Consider the following 24,243-nt stretch of genomic DNA (forward strand, 5'->3'; position numbering starts at 1 on the left):
ACGATGTTTATCAAAGCCGCAGCACCCGCTGCGGCTTTTTTCATGCGTGCTTTTGTTTGGTCTTGAAAAAATTAGGAATTCGTTTACCTCTATTAAAAGTTTGATAACCCCGTTAACCATTTGTTAACTAATTAAGGGTTAATAATCTGTGAACAACGTTGGGTTGGCTACCAGGGCAAGAGCGTAGCCAACGTGCATGAAGCAGACCAGCGTTGCCGGTGTCTTCCATAAATCCGGCATGTCCCTTCACCTTCATGGGGCACTCTATGACCAGCATTATGACCAATACCTCCGCTATGGCGGCTCTGCAGACTCTCCGTGGCATCGACCAGAACATGGAGACGACGCAGAACAGAATCTCGTCCGGCTATAAAGTCGACAGCGCCAAAGACAATGCCGCCTATTGGTCGATTGCGACCACGATGCGCTCCGATAACAAGGCGCTTTCCACGGTTCAGGATGCTCTGGGGCTTGCTGCTTCCAAAGCAGATACCGCTTATACTGGTCTGGATTCCAGTATTGACGTGCTCAGCTCTATCAAATCCAAACTGGTTGCGGCGCGCGAACCAGGCGTGGACAAGGACAAGATCAACCAGGAAATCAACGAGCTGAAGAACCAGCTCGCCTCCATTGCCGAATCCGCTTCATTCTCCGGTGAAAACTGGCTGTATAACGAATCGACCAATCCTCCCACCACCAAGGAAATGGTTGCTTCCTTCAACCGCGCCAGCGACGGTACGGTGTCGGTTACCACATTGAAGTTCAACACGTCCGAATCGACCTTGATCGATACTCAGAATGCTGAAAACGGCATCCTGACACGGACCACGACTGCGACCTGGGCCTACGGTACGACCACCACGACAGGCACCTATTACTTGCTGGACGCGGAGTCTGCGACGCCTGCCACCGGCACCGAAATCACCCTGACCACCGACATGTCCAACGACGATCTCGATGGCATGATTTCGGCCGTCGATAAAATGCTTCAGGATCTGACCGATTCTGCTTCGACCTTGGGTGCGATCAGCAGTCGTATCGATTCCCAGGATACGTTCGTTAAAAACCTCAGCGATACGATCGACAAGGGCGTCGGACGTCTGGTGGATGCGGATATGAACGAGGAGTCAACCAAGATCAAGGCGCTGCAAACGCAGCAGCAACTTGGCATCCAGGCGCTGTCGATTGCCAATACCAATGCCGAAAACATCCTGACGCTCTTCAAGTAGTTTTTCGACAACGGGCCGGAGTTACAATTTTCCCTTTCTGCCGTGCCGCCGGTCATCGGCATCTGGTGGAATCGTTGGACCGCGCAACTGCCCTGGCGCGGTCCAACATATTTTCAGGGGATGCAGCCGATATGACTGCAAAATCCGCCGGGGCATTTTCGTCCTAAACCTGCCCAATCTCGTTAAATTATGCAGGGTGAGTGCCAATCGGCATGCCTGACCGCCTTGAGAAAATCCTCGCGCAAGTTTGGCCGCCTAGCTTCGACATCATGAAACAGGTGTTTGTGTTTGCCGTCATGCGGGAGATCGGGCCGCCTGTGACATCCTGCATGTCCTGAAAGGGGCCTGGAAATGATCCCGGGTATCAGGTTGATGATTTAAGCTTTGGGCCTTACCCGGCCGAAGGTATTGTGCGTCGATAACGCCATAGGCGCGGTCTCGACGATAAGGGCCGTAAGGTCCGGGAGAAAATGACATGACGATGCCGCTCGCTCATTATCTGAAGGATTTTTCTGCACCGCGGCCAGCGCCGATGGCGGCGGAGCCTGTGAGTTTCAACGATGACGCGTTGATGTTCCCGGATATGCCGATGCTTGAGCTTCCTCAGCCAGACCCCGTGGATGTGGAAAAAGAGCGGCAGGACGCTTATGCGGAAGGCCATGAGGCAGCCGTCAAGGCGGCGGATGAACGTCACGCCGAAGCGCTCAGCATTCTCGAAAAGGCCCATGCCGAAGCGCTTCAGGAACTGACGGAAAAGCATCAGGCGGAGCTGGCGCGTGTGATTGCCGAAGGGCTTCAGCAGATTGCCTCGGATCTGTCGCGCATTGTGGGTAGCCAGACGGTCGAGACATTGGCGCCCCTGCTATCGGATCTGCTTGTCGACAAAGCCCTGGAGGACATTTCCAGCCTGTTGAAGGCTGCCGTCCTGGAGGGAGCCGCAGGTCAGATCACCGTGACCGGGCCTGCCGCGCTGTTCAAGCAGCTAGCCGAGCTGATGGAAGGAAAAGACCTGTTGCTTAAACATGTCGAGGCTGATGATCTCGACCTGACGGTCGATGTCGGTGGCGCGGCATTGGTCACCCGGATTTCCGCCTGGACGGCCAGTCTGAAGAAAGTTCTGGCATGAGTGACGCTGAAAATCACCACCACGGCAAGAACGAGATCATCGTTATCAAGCGGCATGGCGGCGGCGATCACGATGGCGCCCATGGCGGCGCCTGGAAGATTGCCTATGCCGACTTCATGACCGCGATGATGGCCTTCTTCCTGGTCATGTGGCTGGTCAATGCTGCCAATGAGAAGACGACCGCTTCAGTTGCCAGCTATTTCAATCCGATCAAGCTGGCCGATGAAAAGCCGACCGAGAAGGGCGTGAAAAAGCCGGTCGATCAGGCTGAAGGCGAGGAAAGCAAGGAACGCTCGAAAATCAAAGCCGAAGAGGAAACGCTCGGCAAGGCGGCGGCAACCGGCGAGGACATGACCTCGACCTCGGGTGATAAGCCTGTCTATTCGGAAGCGGACCTGTTCGAAAATCCCTATTCCGTCTTGGCCGAAATTGCCCAGGAAGTTGGCCAACAGGCCAATGTCAGCGCCAAGGGTGAAGGCGGAGCCAGCGAATCTGGCCCATCCACCGGCGCGTCGGGCGGCGAGGCTTACCGCGACCCGTTCGATCCGGATTTCTGGAGCCAGCAGATGCAGACGGCGCAGGGCAAGCCCGGCAAAGCAAAGCCTGACGAGCAGCAAACCGTGGCCGAGGCGGCGGCAAAGCCCGATCCATTCGCGCAAAAACCGGTCGATCAGCAGGCTTCTGCGGCGGCGGCCGCAGCCGCACCGGATGGAGCGCAGGGCACTCCCCCATCGAAGTCTCAGCCTGAGGCAAAGCCGCAGGTCGAAATCGACGGTCAGCAGGTAGCCATCGCCGTTCCCAAGGCGCGGCCTGATCCCAAGCAGGTTGCCCGTGAAGAGCAGAATGCATCGGCTGATAGCGATCAGACACAGCAGGCGGACCAGCTTAAGCAGCAGATCGCCTCTGAAATCGGCGGTGTCGCGGGTAAATTGGCCGAGGGGTTGATTGTGCAGCCGGCTGAAGGTGGACTGCTGATAACACTGACCGACCAATCCCAGGCTCCGATGTTCGATGTCGGCTCCGCCGTGCCTCGCAAGGAAATGGTTTTGGCGATGGAAAAGATCGGCAAGTTGCTGGCGGAGCGCCAGGGTGCCGTGGTTATCAGGGGCCACACCGACGCACGCCAATATAAAGGCCCTGATAACGACAACTGGGGCCTGTCGATGTCACGCGCCCATTCGGCCTATTACATGCTGGTGCGCGGCGGGCTCGCACAAAACCGGATCACCCAGGTGTCCGGCTTTGCCGATCGCCGGCTGTTGAAGCCGGAGGACCCGCTGGCCGCTGCAAACCGACGGATCGAGATCCTTGTTCAGGGAGACCAGAAGTAAGGTGATGACCGCGCGCAGATCCCTGGGTGCCAGATCTGGATTTTCCAGCTTCGCCTTCTATGGCGTGCTGCTGACCCTGGCTGTCGGCGGCCCTGTTGCCTGTGCGGGTCAGGCATATGCGGCAGGATCAACTCCCCCTGCAAGCAACGGGTCGGCTCCGGTTCCTGCTGCTGGCGCAACGGGGCCTGTTGGCAGCGCTGCCGTAGGCGGCGACAGTGATAACCTACCGCCTTATCTGATGTTGCGCTCTCTGCAATTTGTGCAGGATTCGGTTGTTCGCGGGGACCATTCAGCAGCCGATATGCAGCGTTTTCTTCTGACCCGGATCGACAAGCGGCTGCGGACGGCTGCGCCTTCGGATTTCGAAGACCCACGCAATGTCGATGCGGCGCTGATCTACACGATGAGCGGGGGGAATCCGGCGACGCTGGACTATCTCGTTGCCCGCGACGTTGATGGTCATTTCGATAACCGCGTCAGCGATATGTTGAGAAAATACTTGAGTGGTAAAGGCGTGCTGGTGGCAAGCTCGCTTGGCGAGATGGTACCGCTCTATCAGAACGGTCGGGTCGGGCCTTATATCGCGTTGGTGGCTGGGAATGTCACCCTCGTGAAAGACCCGGCAGGAGCCCTTAAATTCTTCGATATCGCCCGCCTTGTTGCGCCCGGCACCATCGTCGAGGAAGCGGCCCTGCGGCGGTCCTTCCAGATCGCCATGGATACCGGCCAGAATGGTCGGGCCATGGCCTATGCCAATCGCTATGCCCGCCGCTTTCTCTATTCGCCCTATGCCAGCCAATTTGCCGATCTGCTGGTGCAATTGGTTGTCGATCATTTCTCGGAGCTGGATAAGAACGATATTCTGGCGACATTGGCGACCATGGATCCGGATCGTCAGCGCGAAGTCTATCTGCGCATTGCGCGCCGCGCGACGATCAACGGCAATCAGGCTTTGGCCAGTCTTGCCTCCAGCCAGGCGCAAAGCCTGGCGGGCCTGCCAGATAAAAACGACCCTCAGGCGCTGCTTTATGGCGGCGCGGCGTTGATTTCGACCACCGACGTCAAAAACGCGCTCAACACGATCTCACAATTGCCAAAAGATCAACTGTCGGCTTCCGACAACGCCTTGCTGGAAGCTGCCCGGGCCGTCGCGCAGGAGATTATTACCCTGCCTACCGCGCCGCAAAGCCCATCGGCTTCGCCAAGCACGCCACCGCCGTCTGGAGACAATACTGCCCCAGAGAGTGTGGCCAATGTGTCCGATCAGCAGGACCCCGGCGTTCCAGCCAAGGCGACTGCAATGCCCGATGCTGGCAGTGGCACGGCGCCGGTTACTCCGGCCTCGGCAGATGCAAAGCAGAAGCCAGATCCGGAATTCCAGACATTCATGAGCGGTGGCCGATCTAAACTTGAAGAAATAGATAAAATGTTGAAGGGGGAGGGCGTAACGAAATGATCGATGCCACTATCACAGCAGGTTCTGCCGCTTCGCCAGCCTATAGCAGCAGCCGTTCCGACCAAGGCAAGGGCGCGGGCAAGGGGTTTCTGGACGCTCTGGCCGATACGGCTGACCGTAGCCAAGCGCAGGAGCAAAAAGCAGACGATGACGATGCTCCTGTCGATCAGGACCAGACACAGACCCGTTCGACTGCGTCTTCGTCGCCATCGGCCAAATCAACCACGTCCACAGCGACATCTGCTACAGCATATCAGGAGCGTTCGGCTCAGGCGGAGCAGTCGCAGCTTGGTAATGTGGCTGATGATGAAGCCACTGGCGCCAGCGATGACGGCAAAGCACCGTCGCAAACCGTCGGCAATGCGCCGATAGCTGCTGGCGACTCCAAGGCGGCTGCTTTGATTGCCAAGGCTTTGGCGAGCCAGACCAAGACACAAGCTCAAACCCAAGCTGAGGGCCAGACACAAGGGCAAACAGACACCGCATCTTCCTCCGGGGAGAAGACGGATGAGAGCCGGATGCTCGCAAAGCTTGTTGCGGCCCTGACCCAGCAGGATGATGCCACGACTGAGGCTGCTACTGCTGGCGCAAATGCAGAAGAAGCGACCGCTGCCGAAACTGACGGCGCTGGAGATGATACCGGCAAGATCGCCATCAAGGGCCGGCAGGAAAACAGTGCGCCTTTGCTCGCAGCCCTGGCAGCCCTCAAGTCGACAGCGACCGATGAGGAAGCCGCTACGGCGGCGGCTCAGTCAGACATGCCGGGGGTTACGAAAACCCAGACCAAGGACAGTTCCAAGACGGCAAAGCCTGCCGCAGAGGATACAAAAGACACTGCTGCAGAGCCAAAGGCAGCGACGGGCGCCCAGGATGCCTTGACATTATTGGGCGATTTGAGCGCCGGACAATTGCAGCACGCTGCCCGTCAAGCAGGCAGCCAGACAGCCGCCGGGTCGGCCACCAGTAACGGCGATACGGCATTGACTGCCGTCGCCGGCCAGGTTGCGTCGCAGGATGACAAGACGGGTAAGATCGGCCAGGGTACCGCAGCGGTTGATTTTGCCAAGCAGGCCAAGTCCGTCCAGTCGGGGCAGCAGGATGCCGTTTCACCGGCGAGCAAGGAAACGGTCAAAGATAGCAGTGTTGCGGATGCCCTGCATATGGTCACCAGCAGCGATGCCTCGGCGGCGTCGCCTGCCGATGATACCGCAAGCCAGCCAGCAACGACAGGTATCGATCCGTTGCAGAATGTCAGCGTGCTCGACAGCCGACGCATTATTGCCCCGGTCAACACCAGCAATGGCGCCAATATTGCCGCATCCATGGCTGGTGACAGTTCCTGGGCGCAGGCGATGCACAGTCATGCTTCCGATAAGCTCAGCGCCAGCGAACAGATCAGCACCGATCGAACGATGAACACGCTCAAACTGAAGATGACGCCGGAAAATCTTGGAGGTGTCACGGCGACATTGAAGCTGACGAATGGCGAATTGACGGTCAGCCTGGTTGTTGAAAACAGCGCGGCTTATCGAAAGCTGAACGAAGACCAGAACGGTCTTGTGGCGGCGCTGAAAAGCCACGGCTTCTCCGTGGACAACGTCCAGATCAGCATAGCCAGCACTGAAAAGCCCAGTAATGACGCCAACCAGACCAATTCCCAGAGCCAGAGCAGCAATCAGCAGAGCATGCAGCAGGGCGGTGGCAGTTCCAGCCAGGGCGGCAACCGCTCACAAGCGCAGCCGATTTTTGATGTTTATGGACAGACATCCGGAGGTCCAGTCGATGATGCGGCACGTTCTGCGACGGTGGGCACCGGCGGCAATGCTTCTGGCGGTAGCGGTCAGCTTTACCTGTAACGAGGGCTACGCTTCGGCTTCAGCGGGATTATGCGAGCGCGAAATTAGCAACGCTGCGGCCAAATACGGGATCCCTGAAGGGATCCTCTATTCGGTCGGCCTGACGGAAACCGGACGCAAAGGGTCACTTCAGCCTTACGCTCTCAATGTGGAGGGCAAGGCGCTGTTCCCCGATTCCATGACAGATGCCATGCAAACCTTCGCGCTCGCCAAGCAACAGGGCGCGAAATTGATCGATATTGGTTGCATGCAGATCAACCACTATTTCCATCACGAGAATTTCCACTCGCTCGAAGAGATGTTCGACCCGAAACGGAACGTCGAATACGCCGCAAAATTCCTGGTCGCGTTGCATGGAAGACACGAAACCTGGACAATGGCAGTGGCGCGCTATCATGCAGGTCCTAACAACGATCCAGCGCAAAAACGCTATGTTTGCAGGGTCATCGCCAATCTCGTTGCAACCGGATACGGCAACTGGACCGCGAATGCGCGGCAATTTTGTCAGCAATAACAACCTGGCACGCCGGAAATGATGGCTTCTCTGTCAGAGATCACAATGCCGTTCTGTCAGCAAAAACAATCTTTGGTTGATTGCCTGCCCCGATCTTGCCCACATTAGTATCGAATAATTTTTTCATGTGCTCACGGCTTTGCAAGCGTTTTGTTAACCTTTTTCACAGAAAAATAGTATGTGGTTAACGGCAGTGACACAAGATGTAGGTCAAATCACCCCTAAAATCTTAATCAACTATTAATAACTATCATTAACTTTCTACAGTTGTCGTTTTAGCCCCCGATTCGTACCCATTGTCGTGTTGAAACACCACACTGATTCGGAGGCGGACGAATGATCGTAGTGGTTGATGAGCGCGAGCTCGTTAAGAATGGATACACGTCTTTATTTGGACGTGAAGGAATACCTTCGACCGGGTTTGACCCGATCGAATTTGGTGAATGGGTTGCCTCGGCAGCCGATAGCGATGTTGCAGCCGTGGAAGCGTTTCTGCTTGGTCAGGGAGATCGCACAGGCGATCTGCCACGGGCCATCAGGGATCGTACGACGGCTCCGGTGATTGCGGTCAGTGACCAGCCATCGTTGGAAGCAACACTTGCCCTGTTTGACAGTGGCGTGGATGACGTGGTGCGCAAGCCGGTCCACCCTCGTGAAATCCTGGCGAGAGCTGCGGCTATTCGGCGGCGCCTGAAGGCTGTGGCCAACTATACCGAAATCGGCGCGATCCGCGTTTATTCGGATGGCCGCGATCCCGAGATCGGTGGAGAGATTTTCCCCTTGCCGCGCCGCGAGCGCCGCATTCTGGAATATCTAGTCGCCAATCGCGGCCGGCGAGTGTCCAAGTCTCAAATCTTCAATGCGATCTACGGCATCTTCGACGAGGAAGTCGAAGAGAACGTGGTCGAAAGCCATATCAGCAAGCTGCGCAAGAAACTGCGCAAGAAGCTTGGTGTCGACCCGGTCGATTCCAAGCGGTTCCTTGGATATTGTATTGATTGGAAATAACAATCTGGCGGCCACGCCGCCAGATTCTCAGGGCCTTGCAGCCAAATGTGCTCTTAAGCGTTTTTTCAAACAGCTTCACGCAAGGCCCACTTCATAATCTTCTCACACGACGATCGAATGGGGACGTGGTATGAGCCTTTCAGGCAGCATGAATACAGCCGTATCCGGTTTGCAGGCCCAGGCCAGCAAACTGAGCACGGTCGGCGACAACGTCGCAAACTCGGATACGACAGGCTACAAGCGGGTATCAACCGCATTTTCCAGCCTGGTTGTCGGTTCCTCGGGCAGTGGAACCTATAATTCCGGCGGCGTGCAAACGACGACGGTCAACAGCATTTCCGAGGAAGGCTCTTATCAGTCGAGCACGTCGGAAACCGATCTGGCGATCAAGGGCGATGGCTATTTCGTCGTTCAGGACGAAGCAGGCAGCGTTTTCCTGACGCGAGCTGGCGATTTCAAGGCCGATGACAATGGGTATATGGTCAATTCGGCTGGCTACACTCTGCTGGGCTACTCCTACGAAAATGGCGAACCGGCCTCGGTTATCAATGGTTTCGAAGGTCTCGAACCCGTCAAGATCCAGGATAACAGCATTTCGGCCAATGCCACGACCAATGCATTGATCGAAGGCAACCTCAAGTCAAGTGAGCCCATTGTCAGCGGAGATTTACCCGATAGCAACAGCGCTAGTGCGACATGGAGCTTCAAGAGTTCCATGGTTGCCTATGACAGCCTTGGTAACGCCAATCAGTATGACATTTACTATACCAAGACCGCTGACAACGAATGGCAGGCGGATATCTTCCGCACTAGCGAGGCAACCGACGAGACCAATTTCCCCTACACCAATGGTGTTCTTGGTAGCACGACCCTGACCTTCGATTCCGATGGCACGGTCTCCAGCGGCGGGACATTTACATTTACCGACAGCACGACCAGTGCGCCTCAAACGATTGAGGTGGATATGTCGACGATGACGCAGTTGAACTCAGCAAACTCCTCGGAAGGCGACGTCGACGGCAACGGCGCCAGCGCGGCATCCTCCGTCACGGTCAACAGCAGCGGTAATATCGTTGCGACCTATCAGGATGGCTCGACCGCCAATCTTTACAAGGTGGCACTGGCAACGGTTGCCAGCCCCGACAATATGAAATCGGTTAACGGCACGGCCTATCAGGTCACGGCGGATGCAGGCACGGTCGTGGTTGGTTTTGCCAATACTGGCAGCTTCGGCAGCATTAATTCTAAGACGCTTGAAACCTCCAATGTCGATCTCGCGACTGAACTGACCAACATGATCCAGTCCCAACGCAGTTATAGCGCCAATTCCAAGGTGTTCCAGACTGCGGCGGATATGCTGGATACGCTGATCAGTCTGAAGCGGTAATCCTATTCTTTTAAAGGCAGTGTCATGTCTCTTTCGTCAACGATGAATACGGCAACAACTTCTCTCGGCAATTCCAGCACCCAGTCGCAGGTTCTGTCGAAGAATATTGCCAACTCCCAGACGGAAGGTTACGTCAAGCGTGACGCTGCCACTATTTCGACCAGCACCGGAGGGGCGCAGGTCGTTACGACCCGCTCCGAAGATGCTGTCTTGCAAAAACAGATGCTTTCAGGCCAGTCCCAGGCGGAAGGGCAGGATACGCTCAATACCGGCCTGGACCAGTTGAAGGCACTTCTCGGCGGCAACGACTACGAGTCATCACCGTCGACCTATATCAACAAGCTTCGGGATGCGATGCAATCCTATGCCGCGCAGCCCAGCGAATTGTCCCTGGCGGAAACGGCGGTCAGCGCAGCCCAGGATGTCGCCACCTCGATTAACAATACTGCCGAGGGCATCAGTAACGTCCGGGCCCAGGCCGACGACGCCATCAAGGACGATGTCAGCAAGCTCAACGATCTTCTGTCGCAGTTTGAGACCGTCAATCAGTCTGTCGTCAAGGCGACAGCCACAGGGAACGATCCAAACGACGCCCTCGACCAGCGCGACAAACTCGTCTCGGATATTTCGAAGATTGTCGGTGTTTCGTCGGTCAAGCGCGATAACAACGACATGGCGCTCTACACCAATGATGGCACCGTGCTGTTCGATAAGCAGCCGAGAACGGTGACATTCGACTCCACCGGTGCTTATGGTGCTTCGACCGAGGGAAACTCGGTCTATATCGATGGCGTTCCCGTCAAGGCTGGTACGGGGGGGAACACCACGGCGGAAGGGTCGATCGCCGCCAATCTGCAGATCCGCGATTCGATTGCGCCGCAGATGCAGCAGCAGTTGGACGAGACCTCACGGTCGCTAATCAAGATGTTTTCGGAAACGGAGCCATCGACGAAAGACAATGACATGCCGGGCCTCTTCACATGGGAAGAGGGAACGACGCCGGAAGATGGAACGCTTGTTTCCGGTATTTCGGAATCATTCAAGGTCAACAGTGCTTACGTGACCGCGGAAGATGGCGATCCAACCCTTTTGCGCGACGGTGGCGCCAATGGCTCGAATTATACCTGGAATACAACGGAAGGTGTCAGCTATTCGGAACTGCTCGACGACTTTGTCACAGGTTTCGAAGATAAAATGGACTTCGATTCATCGGCAGGCCTCGGGGATACCTCCAATGTCCTTGACTATGCCTCGAACTCCGTCGGCTGGCTCGAAAGCTATCGTTCGACGGCGGATTCAGCCAATGAAACCAAATCCGCCCTGTCGCAGCGGGCCACGGAAGCCTATCAGAACAAGACCGGCGTCAATCTCGACGAAGAATTGTCGAAGATGCTCGATATCGAGCAATCCTACAAGGCTTCGACCAAGCTGATGAACGCTGTCGATGAGATGCTGAAATCCCTCTTGGAGATCGCATAAGCCATGAAGACATCGAGCATATCCAGTCTTACCATCCAGAACGCCATGCGTCTCACGATCAGTGATGCGCAAAAGCAGATGTCGGATGCTCAGACAGAAGTGACGACCGGCAAATACGCAGATGTCGGAACAGAGCTTGGCGCCAAGACCTCTTCGGCCGTGGATCTCAATCGGGATTCTCTGCGCTTGCAGTCACTGATGGACACCAATTCCATCGTTTCGACCCGTCTTGATGCATCTCAGACGGCGTTGGATACGATTGCGTCGGCAGCAACGACAATGCAGTCAACGCTGGTTGGTCTTGGTACCAGCACTGACAGTACGACGCTGGACTCAGCGCAAAAGACCATGAAAAGCGCAATGGACAGTTTCATTGACGCGGCAAATACCTCTGTGAACGGTGAATATCTGTTTTCTGGCATCAATACCGACGTGAAGCCGATTACCGATTACTATTATATCGATGACGACGGCAATGAAACGGACGCCAAGCAGAATTTCGACAATCTGTTTTCCGGATATTTCGGCATGTCGCCTGACGATGATGGCGTCAGTGGCATCAGCGCTGACCAGATGGACGATTTCATGGAGAACGTCCTTGAGCCATCCTTTGACGGGGCGGACTGGACGGACAATTGGTCGGCGGCCACCGATGAGACAATGACGAGCCGGATCAGCAAAAACGAAGTTATTCAAAGCTCATCCAGCGCCAACTCCGATGGCTTCCGCTATACGGGCCTTGTTTCGGTGATCGGCAGCGAAATGCTGAATGGCAATTACTCGACCGAAACCCGCAATGCGATGATCTCCAAGGCGATCGAATATTCCGGTCTTGCCGTTTCCGGCATCAATGACGAGCGCACACAATTGGGCCTTTCTCAGGAACGGGTCACCAATGCAAACGATTCCTTAACGTCCCAGAAGGACATTATTGAAAACCAAATAAGCGATTTGACCGGTGTGGATGCCTATGAAGCATCGACCCGTTTGAACAACCTGCAATCCTTGGTCGAGACATCATACACCTTGACCGCACGCTTGCAGAAGCTCAGCCTTGTGGATTACCTTTGATGATCAAGGGTGGGGTGGAGTAGAGGAAATCTAGATGTACCAGTTTTCCTACAATGAGATTATGGAGGATGGGGTTGCCGACGCTAAGGAGCGTGAGCGCCAGGTTCTCGACAGATCGATAGACTTGCTGAGCCAGGCCAAGACTGCCGGAAAATACGGTCGTGAAGGCATTGAGGCTCTGTACTATACGCGCCGCGTCTGGATCCGCTTCATTGAGGATCTCAAGCAGCCGGACAACCAGCTTGGCACGGAACTTCGAGCCAATCTCATTTCAATTGCCCTTTGGATATTGAAGGAATGTGACCGCATCAGAAAGCGGGAATCCGACAATTACCAAGGCATAATCGATGTAACCACCATCATCAGGGATGGACTTAAATGAAGAGCACCTTGCGAATCTCGCTGAAATCCGGGGAACGAATCTTTATCAATGGTGCCGTTTTGCGCGTCGATCGGAAGGTTGCCCTGGAATTCTTGAACGATGTGACATTTCTGCTGGAAAACCACGTGCTCCAGCCGGAAGACGCCAATACCCCGCTACGCCAGCTCTATTTCATCGCCCAGATGATCCTCATCAATCCGGAAGGCAAGGAACAGACGCTGACCATGTTCCGCAAGTCGATCGTGATGTTGCTGTCCTGCTTCCAGGATGATGAGATCCTGGCCGAATTGAAGCGGATCGATGCTCAGGTCGTATCGGGGCGCGCCTTCGATGCATTGAAGGCCATTCGCGGTCTTTATCCGCTCGAGGATAGAATCCTGAACAACCAGGAAATGGCACCGGCAACGATCGAACAGATCCGCAAGGAGATTGCGCCATGGCGGTAGACGCAACGACTTCAGCGACATCAACAAGTTCCTCGTCCTCTTCGAGTTCGGCGACTTATACCAATCCGTTCGCCAACGCATCGGCCAACTCGGATGCGGCAGACGCATCCATGGACTATAACAGCTTCCTTCAGCTTCTGATCGCGCAGTTGCAGAATCAGGACCCGACGGATCCGATGTCTGCCACGGAGCAAGTGTCTCAGCTTGCAACCTATTCGCAGGTCGAGCAATCCATTAAGACCAATACCTTGCTGCGCAGCATGTTGCAGGCGGAAGCCTTGACACGGGCTGGCGATATCGTCGGCAAGACGGTGACAAGCTCGGACGGCGAAACGACCGGTGTTGTCTCCAACGTCAAGGTCGCCGACGACGCCGTGACACTCACCACCAGCAGCGGTGGCACAGTAGAGTTGCAGACCGGCGTCAACTTCTCGAGCGGCTCCTGATCGGTCATTTCCATTCCGCCGTAACCGGTCGAGATGGAAAATGCAAAAGGCTTTAACGACTGTGAAATTCCTCAAATCGATTGGGATTTGAGGAATTTTGCTTTATCAATTGAGTCGTGTCAGGTGGCATGATGCCGCTGGAGGAATGCCGATGAATGAAGCAGATGCCCTCGATATCATGCGCGCCGCTGTATGGACCGTGCTGATTGCCTCGGGGCCAGCCGTTCTGGCCGCGATGATCGTCGGCGTCGTGGTCGCCTTGATCCAGGCATTGACCCAGATCCAGGAAATGACCCTGACATTCGTCCCAAAAATCGTTGCGATCATGGTGACGATCGGTATTTCCGCTCCCTTTGTCGGGTCTCAAATTTCGATTTTTGCCAATCTGGTGTTTTCCCGGGTCCAATCCGGCTTTTAAATCACTGTGCAGCCGTTCGTCCTGAGATAAGGGCATCCTCGCGCAAGCTTTGTCCGCTAGTCCTGTCGCCATAATGGCGGATTCTCGTTCCGCCAGCCTTCTCATGAAGAGATGGAACAGGACATGGCGCAAGCACCGACGACCTCACTTCCGACAATTGCCAATAATCGCGGCCGAGAAATCGGCTTTGCCATGGGCATTGTCGCTATTCTCTGCATTCTCTTTCTGCCGATCCCACCCTTCCTGATCGATATGGGGCTGGCGTTTTCCATTGCCCTTTCCGTTCTGATCCTGATGGTATCGCTCTGGATACAACGGCCGCTGGATTTCTCCTCTTTCCCGACCATTCTGCTGATTTCGACCATGGTGCGCTTGTCGCTGAATATCGCGACGACACGGGTTATCCTGTCGCATGGTCATCAGGGTCACGATGCGGCCGGCAGTGTCATTGCCGGCTTTGCCAACCTGGTTATGTCCGGCGATTTCGTGATCGGTCTGATCGTGTTTGCGATCCTGGTCACCGTCAACTTCATCGTCATCACCAAGGGTGCCACCCGTATCGCGGAAGTGGGCGCCCGCTTCACGCTGGATGCCATTCCCGGCAAGCAGATGGCGATCGATGCCGATCTCTCGGCGGGGATTATCGAGGAAAGCGAAGCTCAACGCCGGCGCAAGGAACTGGAGCAGGAAAGCTCCTTTTTCGGCGCGATGGACGGTGCCTCGAAATTCGTGCGCGGCGATGCGGTCGCTGGTCTGATCATCACCGCCATCAATATCGTCGGTGGCATTATCATCGGTTACTTCCGCCATGGCATGCCGATCAGCGAAGCAGCCGATGTGTTCGTCAAGCTCTCGGTGGGCGATGGCCTGGTCTCGCAGATCCCCGCTCTGATCGTCTCGCTCGCCGCCGGCCTGCTCGTCACCCGTGGCGGCAATGCCGGGTCCACGGACGAAGCGGTCATCAACCAGCTGAGCGGCTATCCGCGTGCGTTGTCGGTCGCTTCTGGCCTGATGTTCCTTCTGGCGATCATTCCGGGCCTGCCCTTGCTGCCCTTCGTGATCCTGGGTGGTCTCATGGCGTTCGGCAGCTGGTACATTCCCCGCCAGGTGGAAGCCGTGAACCTTGCCAAGCGCCAGGTCGAGGAAAAGAAGGTTATTCAGAACAAGGAAGCCGAAAAGGATTCGGTCAAGAGCGTGCTGAAAACCTCCGAGATCGAGCTGGCGCTCGGCAAGCTGGTTTCGACCCGCCTGCTTGGCTCGCATCAGGAACTGGCTTTCCGCGTCGGCAAGATGCGCAAGAAATTCGCCAGCCAATATGGTTTTGTCGTGCCTGAAATCAAGGTGACGGACGATATCGCCATCCCGGACAAGTCCTATCATATTCGGGTCCATGGCACGACCATCGCCTCGAACCTGTTGCGGGTTGGCGAAGTGCTTGTTGTCACCGGCAATGGCCGCAAGCCGCGCATTCCCGGTGACGAAATTCGCGAACCCGCATTCGGCATGCCAGCCGTCTCGATCATGGAAGCCTTTACCGAAGACTTGAAGCGCGAAGGCTTTCATCCGATCGACAATGTCTCTGTCGTGCTAACCCATTTGAGCGAGGTGATCCGCAACAATCTGCCTCAGCTCTTGTCCTATAAGGACGTGAAAATCCTGATCGATCGGCTCGATCCTGAATATAAGAAGCTGGCAGACGAAATCTGCTCCTCGCATATGTCCTATTCAGGTTTGCAAGCCGTGTTGAAACTGTTGTTGGCCGAACGGGTGTCGATCCGTAACCTGCATCTGATCCTCGAGGCCGTGGCCGAACTGGCGCCGCATGTGCGCAAGACCGAGCAGATCGTTGAACATGTGCGTGTGCGCATGGCTCAGCAATTGTGCGGCGATCTGACCGACAATGGCGTGCTGCGGGTTCTGCGATTGGGCAGCAAATGGGATCTGGTCTTCCATCAGGCCCTGAAGCGCGACAACAAGGGTGAGGTTGTCGAATTCGATATCGACCCGCGTTCGCTGGAAGAGTTCAGCGAGCAGGCAAGCCGGGTTATCCGTGAATTCATGGACCGCGGCCTGCCTTTCGTGCTTGTCACGTCGCCGGAAACGCGGTCTTATGTGCGCATGATTATTGAACGCTTGTTTGCAACCCTGCCGGTGCTGTCACATGTCGAATTGGCCAAAGGCATCGAAATCAAGATCCTGGGATCGATTTCATGATCACTGATCCGCAAGGATCGGTACTGGCGCTGTTTCTGGTGTTTTGCCGTATCGGTTCCTGTTTCATGACCATGCCGGGTTTTGCGTCCTCGCGCATTCCCACCCAGATCCGCCTGTTGCTCGCTGTCGCGGTCTCCATGGCCTGCACGCCGCTTGTCTGGGACACCGTGTATCCCAAGGTGAGCAGCGGCGGTTCGATTTTTGTCGCGTTGATCTTTACGGAAACGCTGATCGGCGCCGTCTTTGGGCTGATTACCCGATTTTTCACGCTTGGCCTGCAATTTGCCGGTGCTATCTTGACGATGATGATCGGTTTCAACAGCACGGCCACGGCGGATGTTCTGGAAGACGGTGCCGAAAACCAGATGACCAACATGATCAGCTTTTGCGGGCTGATGATGCTGTTCATGATGGATTTTCACCATGTCGTCTTCCGGGCGCTGATAGACAGCTATACCGTCATGCCGATGGGCGGCGTGCCCGATACCCAGAAGATGCTGATAACGCTGACGGATACCGCCTCGCGGACCTATATGCTGATGCTGCGGCTTTCCAGCCCCTTCATCATCTATGGCCTGATGTTCAATCTCGGCGTCGGCCTGGTCAACAAGCTGGCACCGCAGATCCCGGTCTACTACATCTCCACCCCCTATCTTATCACCGGGGGAATGCTGCTGGTTTATTGGTCGATCGGGGTGATGATGCGCCAGTTCGCCGATGCTTTCATACCGATCTTCCTGGGGCATTGACATGAGGGGCAACTGACATGACAGAGCCAGGGGTGAGTGCGATGCTCTCGAAGAGGCCGTGTCATGGGACCCGATAAGAAATCCAAGAAATTGAAGCGGCTGGTGGCCGTGCAGCGGCATTTGGAAAAGATCGCTGAATACGATCTCGTCGAGACCGCGCGCCAGCGCCAGGAAATCGCCGCTGGCCTCGAACGGGTGATCGAGGCGCTGGGGTCGATGGACCCGGTGCATAGGCTGTTTGCCCAATCCTATGCGGATCGCTTCGATCGGCTTTCCGGCGATGACCGGCGCATGGCCGATGTGCAGCGGGTGCAGGAAAACAAGGTTTTGCGCCAGCGCACCAAGGCGGAACGGCTGCAAGAAAAGATGCTCGAGGCGCGCGGACACGAGGATCGCGAGGCCGAGGACGAAACGCTTCAGGATCTGATCGACCTGACATTTGCCACACCAGCCTCCAGCAAGCTTCACGAGAGATAGTGGTTCCAGTTGATTTTCAGGGAACGAACACCGTGGCTATTTCTCCTCCAAGCGATCTTGTTATGGATGTTGTGCGGGCGGCCGAACCGTCTGCCATGGCAGAGGCCCAGCAAAGGCTGCAATCGGCACGCGCCAGTGTCCAGGCTGCCAGCCTGAACGAAAAAAGCGCCGGTTTCGAAGTGGCGATGAACACTTTGAACGACGGGGCTTCCACCAAGGCGGGGCTGGCCAATCGCGCCACCAATACGATCAAGGCGAGCGATATTCCCAAGCCTTACCGGCAATATGAAGGTATCGTGTTGCAGAATTTCATTTCCAACATGCTGCCCAAGGATAGTGAAGCTGTTTTTGGCAAGGGCAATGCTGGTGAAATCTGGAAAAGCATGATGGCCGAGCAGATCGGCAATACCATTTCCGAGCGTGGTGGTGTTGGCATTGCCAAGCAGATGTATGCCGATGAAATGGCAAAACTGCGCAACAAGGGCGCCCAGAACGCCACGACAGACCCCGCTCAGCAGAACATGGCGCAGATGCGGCTTGACGAGATCGAGCGCAAGTCACTCGGCCTTTCGGGTTCCGAAGAGGCAACTGACACGGTAAAGGCGCCCTTCTCTGGCGCAGCCACAGTCTGATCTTATCGCCGTGAGGCACGCAGTTTGTAGCAGTGCACGATTATCCCACATCCCTTGGGGTGCCTGCCTACCGACTGGGCTCAACATAAAAATATGCGCAGATTAAAAAGTGACATCAGCCCCAGCGCCACAGCGCAGGCGCTTGGCGGTCGGAATTCAAGGAACAGATTTTTCATGGAACATGTGTCCAACGACTACCGGATCAAGACCGTTCTCGGTCGTCTCGAAATGATTGTCGACAACGAAAATCATCGAATCGGCAATGATCCGCAGTTTGATTTCAAGGTCTCGAACGCCCACAAAAGTCGCTGCCTTTACGAACTGACAATGTTGTTTCGCGATACCGATCCCAAGGAAATTGCCATCAATTATGTCGAGCAGATGCATGGGCTGAAGAAAAAGCTGGCCTTGAACGCAAGACGGGTCGAGGCGCATCTGGATGCCGTGCGCGCGGTGGCCGATATTCTGCGCAGCGCCGTTCAGGATGCCGATAACGATGGTACCTATTCCCAGGAACAGTTTCTCTACAGAGAAAATTAATGGTCAAGATTGTCATTGCCGGCGTATGGGCCTGCATCGTCGCTCTCGTCGCCGTCTACTTTTCGATCCAGGTGGCCACCGCGCCACCACCGGTCGAAGAGGCCAAGGCGCCGCCGACTGAAGTGGTGCGCGGGGAAGCCATCACTGTGCCATTTCTTGAGAATGGTAAGGTGAAAGGCTATTTCATTGGCCGGTTCTCCTTCATGGTCGACAAGGAAAAAGCTGGCGCCATGCAAATGCCGATGACGGCGCTGATGACGGACCAATTGTTTACCCTGCTGGTTGGCAACTCGATGGTTGATCTGTCGAAATCGACCAAGCTCGATGTCGACGGTTTCAAGCAGGCCATCAAGACCGGCATCAACAAACGCCTCGGCAGCGATGTCATCAATGACGTGCTGATCGAGCAGTTGGACTTCCTCGGCAAGGACGATATCCGCGAAGGTGGTGGCGGCAAGCCGAAGCTGCTGCCAGCGGTCAAGATCGTTGAAGGAGAGAAGGCCCCGGAAGGTGCGGCGCCTGCGCATTGATACGAACGGCCATTGAAGAGGCGGTTGGTACTCCGGTTTCGAATATTTCAAGCGTTTGATGCATTTGAAATATTCGAAATCCTTTGAAGGGCGAGGATGCGGTTCACATCTTTGCGCCTTCTTATGAGAGGCATGGCTGGAACGATCACGGTAAACGAAGTATAAACGAAAAGCCTGTATTTCTAGCGGGCTACTTAAGTCGGATTTTATGCCTGCCTGCTAGTCTGGGCTTGGTTTCAATCTGGCTCGTCATATTTATGAACACCGTTAACAAGCGCAAAGCCCCCGTCGCAGATGCTGATGAGCAGATCAGCACGGCGCGCCTTATTCATAGGGTTCGCCAGGATCTGGCCGGAGACTGGGGTCGCCTCCATCATGATGATGAGTTCCACCCAATGAACCTGATTTCAACAGCAGAGCAGATTGCCCCAAAAAAGATCCTGTTCGGCATGCCGATCTTTGATCTCTCCTGGGTTTCAGGCCTCAGCCTGATCGCCCAATATGCGGCAACGCCTGGTGCGCATGCGCAGGTCTCCTTCCTCAATGCCAATAATATCAATATCATGCTCAAGGACTCAGCCTATCGCGATGTCCTTAAAGGACATATCGTCCTGCCGGATGGGATTGGCATGGATCTGGCGGCGAGCATCATCGACGGCGAGCCCTTTGCGGCCAATCTGAACGGTACGGATTTCGTGCCAGCGCTCTTTACCTATATGGAAGAGCCGCGCCGCATCGGCCTGATCGGCGCAAAGCCCGGTGTGCTGGCAGGTGCTGTCGCCCGCTTCCGCAAACATGCGCCATGGCACGAATTCGTACCGGTGGCCGACGGCTTTTTCGATAGCGAGGAGCTGCCGATCATTCTCGAACGGCTTGAGGACGCCAAGATCGACGTGCTGCTGGTCGGCATGGGCACCCCCTTGCAGGAAAAATGGATTGCCCAGCATATCAAGCCGCAGCATGCGCGTGTGGTGTTCGGCGTCGGCGCTCTGTTCGATTTTGTCTCCGGCACCATGCCACGCGCACCGCAATGGATGCGCAAGATCCGCTGTGAGTGGCTCTACCGTTTGACACGGGAGCCGAGCCGGTTGTGGCGCCGCTATCTGATCGGTATTCCGGTTTTTCTCTTTTATGTGCTGCGCTTCAAGCTGTCGGCCCGCCGCGACAAGGCGGACGCGCAACAATAACGGCCCCTCAACCCGCCTTCACGGATCACGATGATTTTTTAATGCCAGCCCGTGTTTTTACGTTTGAAAGCGCTGATGGCAGTGGTAGCTACCGTTGTCCCATGAGCCAGATTTGAGATGGCTCGTAAGCCTTTCAGCGAGAGGAAATCCAGCGTGGCAACGGTGATTGACGGAAAACAGGTTGCGGCATCGGTTCTTGACAGGGTCAAGGCATGTTCGGCGACATTTGAGGCGGACACCGGCGGCAAGATTGGTCTTGTCGTGGTGATTGTTGGTGATGATCCGGCCAGCCATGTTTATGTCAGTTCCAAAGGCAAGATGGCCAAGGAATGCGGTTTCAATTCCGTTCAGTATAAACTGCCTGAAGAGACATCGCAGCAGGAGCTTTTAGCGCTTGTTCAGACGCTGAATGGTGATTCATCTATTCATGGGATTCTGGTGCAACTGCCTTTGCCCAAGCATATTGATAGTGAACTCGTCATCCAATCCATTCTGCCAGAAAAGGATGTGGACGGGTTGCATGTCGTCAACGCGGGCAAGCTGGCGACCGGCGATTTGGAAACGGGAATGATTTCCTGCACCCCGGCTGGTTCCATGCTGCTGGTACGGCAAATTCATGGTACCGATCTCTCCGGCCTCAATGCGCTGGTCATTGGCCGCTCCAACCTGTTCGGTAAGCCAATGGCGCAGCTCCTGCTCAATGCCAATGCCACCGTCACCATTGCTCATTCCCGCAGCCGGAACGTATCGGTGCTGGCCCGCCAGGCGGACATTCTGGTGGCGGCTGTTGGCCGCGCAGAGATGGTGAAGTCCGATTGGATCAAGGATGGTGCTACGGTGATTGACGTTGGTGTCAATCGTGTTCCGGCCCCTGAGAAAGGCGAGGGCAAGACCAAGCTGGTCGGAGATGTGGCCTATGGGGAATGTGCTGTCAAAGCCGCTGCCATCACCCCCGTTCCCGGTGGTGTCGGCCCGATGACCATCGCCATGCTGATGGCCAATACGGTGATTGCGGCCTATCGCAGCGCAGGCAAGCAGCCGCCGAAATTCTGAGTCATTTTCCAGGTGCCGGGCCGGTCGAGGCCCGGATCACCAGTTCGGCCTGCCAGATTTCCTGGAGGGGAGGCCCGTTCGGGGGCTGGGCAATGTCGGCGATCAGCCGTTGCGCCACCCGCCTTCCAGCGTCTCGGAGCGATGAGCGTGTCGTGGTGAGCGGCACCCGGAAATGCTCCGGCTTTAGCAGCGGCAGGTCGTCGTCATGGGCGACCAGCGAAATATCCTGACCCACCGTCAGCCCGGCATCGTTGATGGCCCGCACAGCCCCCAGCGCCAGCACTGTACTGGCGCAGAGGACGGCGGTTGGACGCTCTGGCTGATGGAGCAGGGCGCTCATTTTCCGGTAGCCCCACTCATCAGTCATGAGTGTATGGCTGATTGCCTCCGGCGGCAGGACAAGGCCTGCGGCTGCAAGCGCCTTTTGCGTGCCTTGCAATCGGCGCAGGGCGAAATCGAGGTCTGCCGGGCCGTTCAAAAGCGCAAATCGGCGGTGGCCAAGCCCGATCATCAGATCCGTCGCCTGCCGGAAAGCGCCTTCATTGTCGATATCAAGATAGGGATAGTCCTCGGCAATGCCTTGAGAGCGGCCATGCACGATGAAGGGCACCGAAAGCGATTTCGCCATGGCAATGCGCGGATCATTGGCCCTGAGATAGGCGAGGTAAAAGGCATCCACCGCGCCGCTGCCGACCAGGCCGCGAATGGCCTGCTCTTCCGCCTGGGGATGGGCCGGAATGATGACGAAGTGAAATTCATGCTGAAGACAGGTCTCGGCAAGCCCACTCTGGAATTCCGCGAAATGGATGTCGGAGCTATGATCCGGGGAAATCGGCATGACCAGTCCTAGCGAACCGGCCTTGCCGGTTGCCAGCCGCAGGGCTGCGCGGTTTGGCCGGTAGCCGGTCTCAGCAGCGGCCTTGGCAACGCGCTGGCGGGTCTCTTCGTTGACCTCCGGATAGCCGTTCAATGCCCGGCTGATCGTCGTCTGCGACAGGCCGAGCATCTGCGACAATTGCTTCAAATTCACGAGGCTTCTCTCTCCCTATGCCTGGGTCTCCCGCGCCCAAAGCGCTTGCAAATTATCAGCAGGGGCGGGCGGTGCAAATCGAAAATCTATTTTTAAAGCTGATCCCTTTCCCAAACCGGTCGCTGCTCCATTTTGAACGGGACAGAATGGCTCGGTCTTTTTTGAAAAGGCTTGACTCTGTCGCGAGCAATAGAGATGTTTGCCCACCAAAGCGCTTTGGACGCTGGATAAAGGTGATGGCAGGATCGCCCCAGCGCGGGAAACAGGCATTGGATAAAGGGAGGAATTTTGTGAAAAAACATCTGCTTATGGGAGTGGCCGCTCTGTGCTTGATCGCAGGCGTGGCAAATGGCGCCGAATTGAAGTTCAAGCCCGGCGAAGATTCCAAGTTCAACTGGAAGAGCTATGAGGAGTTTTCCAAGTCTCACCAATTGAAGGGCCAGACGATTACGATTTTCGGGCCTTGGCGTGGTGAAGACCAGGCGCTGTTTGAAAGCGTGCTTGAGTATTTCCGCCAGGCGACTGGCGCAGACGTGAAATATTCCTCCTCGGAAAATTACGAGCAGCAAATCGTTATCGACACCCAGGCCGGCAGCCCTCCCAATGTCGCCATTCTCGCCCAGCCCGGTCTGGTCGCCGATCTCGCCTCCAAGGGTGCTTTGACGCCGTTGGGTGAGGAGAATGGACAATGGTTGAAGGACAATTTCTCCGCCGGTCAGTCCTGGGTCGATCTTTCCACCTTCAAGGGCAAGGACGGCAAGCCGCTGATCTATGGCTTTCCCTACAAGATCGATATCAAATCGCTGATCTGGTATGTGCCTGAGAATTTCGAGGATGCGGGCTATGATGTGCCCAAGTCGATGGAAGAGCTGAAGGCGCTGACCGAAAAGATCGCTGCTGATGGCGGCACGCCCTGGTGCATCGGGCTTGGCTCCGGTGGTGCGACAGGTTGGCCCGCGACCGATTGGGTCGAGGATATGATGCTCCGGCTCTATCCAGCTGATGTCTACGATAAGTGGGTGAAGAACGAGATCAAGTTTGACGATCCGCAAGTTGTCAAGGCCATCGAGGATTATGGCTGGTTCTCGCGCAATCCGAAATTCGTCGATGGCGGCGCAGCGGGCGTGGCCTCCACCGATTTCCGTGACAGCACTAAGGGTCTGTTTACCTCACCGCCGAAATGCTACCTGCATCATCAGGCATCCTTCATTCCGTCCTTCTTCCCGCAAGGAACGGTCGTTGGCCAGGATGTCGATTTCTTCCCAACCCCGAATTACGCCAGCAAGCCTGAACTCGGAAATCCGGTCGAAGGGGCAGGTACCCTGGCGATGATCACCAAGGATTCGCCCGGTGCGCGCGCCTTTATCGACTTCATCAAAACCCCGATCGCCCATGAGGTCTGGATGGCGCAATCCGGCTTCCTGACCGCCTTTAAGGCGGCCAACCAGGAAACCTATGCCAACGACCCCTTGAAGAAACAGGGCAAGATCCTGCTCGACGCCACGACGTTCCGGTTTGATGGTTCCGACCTGATGCCGGGCAAGATCGGTGCAGGTGCCTTCTGGACCGCCATGGTCGATTATGCCGGCGGCAAATCCGCCGACGAAGTCGCCAAGGGAGTCCAGAAATCCTGGGACGGCCTGAAATAACACCGCAATAGCCAGGTATCGCAGCCTCAATTT

Annotated in this window: 24 protein-coding genes; 23 read left to right on the forward strand and 1 reads right to left on the reverse strand. The window is 56.0% G+C overall.

Annotated elements, in window-relative coordinates; translation table 11 throughout:
* The first annotated feature begins 266 nt into the window (after nt 1-266).
* The 22 genes from AVI_RS03045 (at nt 267) to AVI_RS03155 (ending at nt 21,531) form a co-directional block, all read left to right on the forward strand.
* Nucleotides 267-1,229: a flagellin N-terminal helical domain-containing protein gene (locus tag AVI_RS03045; protein WP_015914958.1), complete on the forward strand. Its 963-nt coding sequence runs from the start codon at nt 267-269 to the stop codon at nt 1,227-1,229.
* Nucleotides 1,230-1,704: 475 nt separating this feature from the next.
* On the forward strand, nt 1,705-2,355 hold the full coding sequence (locus AVI_RS03050) for a FliH/SctL family protein (RefSeq protein ID WP_015914959.1): 651 nt from the start codon (nt 1,705-1,707) through the stop codon (nt 2,353-2,355).
* Entirely contained in the window at nt 2,352-3,686 is a 1,335-nt protein-coding gene (locus tag AVI_RS03055) for a MotB family protein (protein ID WP_015914960.1), read from the forward strand. The genes AVI_RS03050 and AVI_RS03055 overlap by 4 nt, the downstream gene beginning before the upstream one ends.
* Nucleotides 3,687-3,690: 4 nt before the next feature.
* Nucleotides 3,691-5,142: a chemotaxis protein MotC gene (motC, locus tag AVI_RS03060; RefSeq protein ID WP_015914961.1), complete on the forward strand. Its 1,452-nt coding sequence runs from the start codon at nt 3,691-3,693 to the stop codon at nt 5,140-5,142.
* Complete coding sequence (gene fliK, locus AVI_RS28945; RefSeq protein WP_015914962.1) at nt 5,139-6,998, forward strand: flagellar hook-length control protein FliK; 1,860 nt, start codon at nt 5,139-5,141, stop codon at nt 6,996-6,998. The genes motC and fliK overlap by 4 nt, the downstream gene beginning before the upstream one ends.
* On the forward strand, nt 6,964-7,512 hold the full coding sequence (locus tag AVI_RS03075; RefSeq protein ID WP_015914963.1) for a transglycosylase SLT domain-containing protein: 549 nt from the start codon (nt 6,964-6,966) through the stop codon (nt 7,510-7,512). Before fliK ends, AVI_RS03075 begins: the two co-directional genes overlap by 35 nt.
* 336 nt (nt 7,513-7,848) lie before the next feature.
* Nucleotides 7,849-8,520: a transcriptional activator Rem gene (gene rem / locus AVI_RS03080; protein WP_015914964.1), complete on the forward strand. Its 672-nt coding sequence runs from the start codon at nt 7,849-7,851 to the stop codon at nt 8,518-8,520.
* A 130-nt stretch (nt 8,521-8,650) separates the two neighbouring features.
* Nucleotides 8,651-9,907 (forward strand): flagellar hook protein FlgE, encoded by a 1,257-nt coding sequence (locus AVI_RS03085; RefSeq protein WP_015914965.1) that lies wholly within the window; start codon nt 8,651-8,653, stop codon nt 9,905-9,907.
* 24 nt (nt 9,908-9,931) lie between these two features.
* Complete coding sequence (gene flgK, locus AVI_RS03090; protein ID WP_015914966.1) at nt 9,932-11,386, forward strand: flagellar hook-associated protein FlgK; 1,455 nt, start codon at nt 9,932-9,934, stop codon at nt 11,384-11,386.
* A 3-nt stretch (nt 11,387-11,389) separates the two neighbouring features.
* Nucleotides 11,390-12,457 carry a flagellar hook-associated family protein gene (locus tag AVI_RS03095; protein ID WP_015914967.1) on the forward strand — a complete coding sequence of 356 codons (1,068 nt, stop codon included), beginning with the start codon at nt 11,390-11,392 and terminating at the stop codon, nt 12,455-12,457.
* Nucleotides 12,458-12,491: 34 nt separating this feature from the next.
* The gene (flaF, locus tag AVI_RS03100) at nt 12,492-12,839 is read left to right on the forward strand and encodes a flagellar biosynthesis regulator FlaF (protein ID WP_015914968.1); all 348 of its coding nucleotides are present in this window, start codon (nt 12,492-12,494) and stop codon (nt 12,837-12,839) included.
* Nucleotides 12,836-13,285: a flagellar biosynthesis repressor FlbT gene (gene flbT, locus AVI_RS03105; protein WP_015914969.1), complete on the forward strand. Its 450-nt coding sequence runs from the start codon at nt 12,836-12,838 to the stop codon at nt 13,283-13,285. The genes flaF and flbT overlap by 4 nt, the downstream gene beginning before the upstream one ends.
* On the forward strand, nt 13,276-13,731 hold the full coding sequence (gene flgD, locus AVI_RS03110; RefSeq protein ID WP_015914970.1) for a flagellar hook assembly protein FlgD: 456 nt from the start codon (nt 13,276-13,278) through the stop codon (nt 13,729-13,731). The genes flbT and flgD overlap by 10 nt, the downstream gene beginning before the upstream one ends.
* Nucleotides 13,732-13,882: 151 nt before the next feature.
* The gene (fliQ, locus tag AVI_RS03115) at nt 13,883-14,149 is read left to right on the forward strand and encodes a flagellar biosynthesis protein FliQ (RefSeq protein WP_015914971.1); all 267 of its coding nucleotides are present in this window, start codon (nt 13,883-13,885) and stop codon (nt 14,147-14,149) included.
* Between the two features lie 123 nt (nt 14,150-14,272).
* Nucleotides 14,273-16,363 (forward strand): flagellar biosynthesis protein FlhA, encoded by a 2,091-nt coding sequence (flhA, locus tag AVI_RS03120; protein ID WP_015914972.1) that lies wholly within the window; start codon nt 14,273-14,275, stop codon nt 16,361-16,363.
* The gene (gene fliR, locus AVI_RS03125; protein ID WP_015914973.1) at nt 16,360-17,112 is read left to right on the forward strand and encodes a flagellar biosynthetic protein FliR; all 753 of its coding nucleotides are present in this window, start codon (nt 16,360-16,362) and stop codon (nt 17,110-17,112) included. Before flhA ends, fliR begins: the two co-directional genes overlap by 4 nt.
* A gap of 63 nt (nt 17,113-17,175) precedes the next feature.
* Complete coding sequence (locus tag AVI_RS03130) at nt 17,176-17,589, forward strand: hypothetical protein (protein WP_015914974.1); 414 nt, start codon at nt 17,176-17,178, stop codon at nt 17,587-17,589.
* A gap of 32 nt (nt 17,590-17,621) precedes the next feature.
* Nucleotides 17,622-18,221 carry a rod-binding protein gene (locus AVI_RS03135; RefSeq protein WP_041697512.1) on the forward strand — a complete coding sequence of 200 codons (600 nt, stop codon included), beginning with the start codon at nt 17,622-17,624 and terminating at the stop codon, nt 18,219-18,221.
* A 174-nt stretch (nt 18,222-18,395) separates the two neighbouring features.
* Nucleotides 18,396-18,761, forward strand: a complete 366-nt coding sequence (locus tag AVI_RS03140; RefSeq protein WP_015914976.1) for a hypothetical protein — start codon at nt 18,396-18,398, stop codon at nt 18,759-18,761.
* Entirely contained in the window at nt 18,761-19,291 is a 531-nt protein-coding gene (locus AVI_RS03145) for a flagellar basal body-associated FliL family protein (protein ID WP_015914977.1), read from the forward strand. Before AVI_RS03140 ends, AVI_RS03145 begins: the two co-directional genes overlap by 1 nt.
* 257 nt (nt 19,292-19,548) lie before the next feature.
* Nucleotides 19,549-20,478, forward strand: coding sequence for a WecB/TagA/CpsF family glycosyltransferase (locus AVI_RS03150; RefSeq protein ID WP_234618000.1), 930 nt, complete (start codon nt 19,549-19,551; stop codon nt 20,476-20,478).
* 153 nt (nt 20,479-20,631) lie between these two features.
* On the forward strand, nt 20,632-21,531 hold the full coding sequence (locus tag AVI_RS03155) for a bifunctional methylenetetrahydrofolate dehydrogenase/methenyltetrahydrofolate cyclohydrolase (RefSeq protein ID WP_041696219.1): 900 nt from the start codon (nt 20,632-20,634) through the stop codon (nt 21,529-21,531).
* A gap of 1 nt (nt 21,532) precedes the next feature.
* On the opposite strand, the gene AVI_RS03160 is transcribed toward AVI_RS03155, so the two are convergent.
* Nucleotides 21,533-22,561, reverse strand: a complete 1,029-nt coding sequence (locus AVI_RS03160; RefSeq protein WP_015914980.1) for a LacI family DNA-binding transcriptional regulator — start codon at nt 22,559-22,561, stop codon at nt 21,533-21,535.
* Nucleotides 22,562-22,851: 290 nt separating this feature from the next.
* Here AVI_RS03160 and AVI_RS03165 point away from each other — a divergent pair, with 290 nt between their 5' ends.
* Nucleotides 22,852-24,210: an ABC transporter substrate-binding protein gene (locus AVI_RS03165; protein WP_015914981.1), complete on the forward strand. Its 1,359-nt coding sequence runs from the start codon at nt 22,852-22,854 to the stop codon at nt 24,208-24,210.
* Nucleotides 24,211-24,243 lie beyond the last annotated feature (33 nt).

The organism is Allorhizobium ampelinum S4, from assembly GCF_000016285.1.
Taxonomy (GTDB): domain Bacteria; phylum Pseudomonadota; class Alphaproteobacteria; order Rhizobiales; family Rhizobiaceae; genus Allorhizobium; species Allorhizobium ampelinum.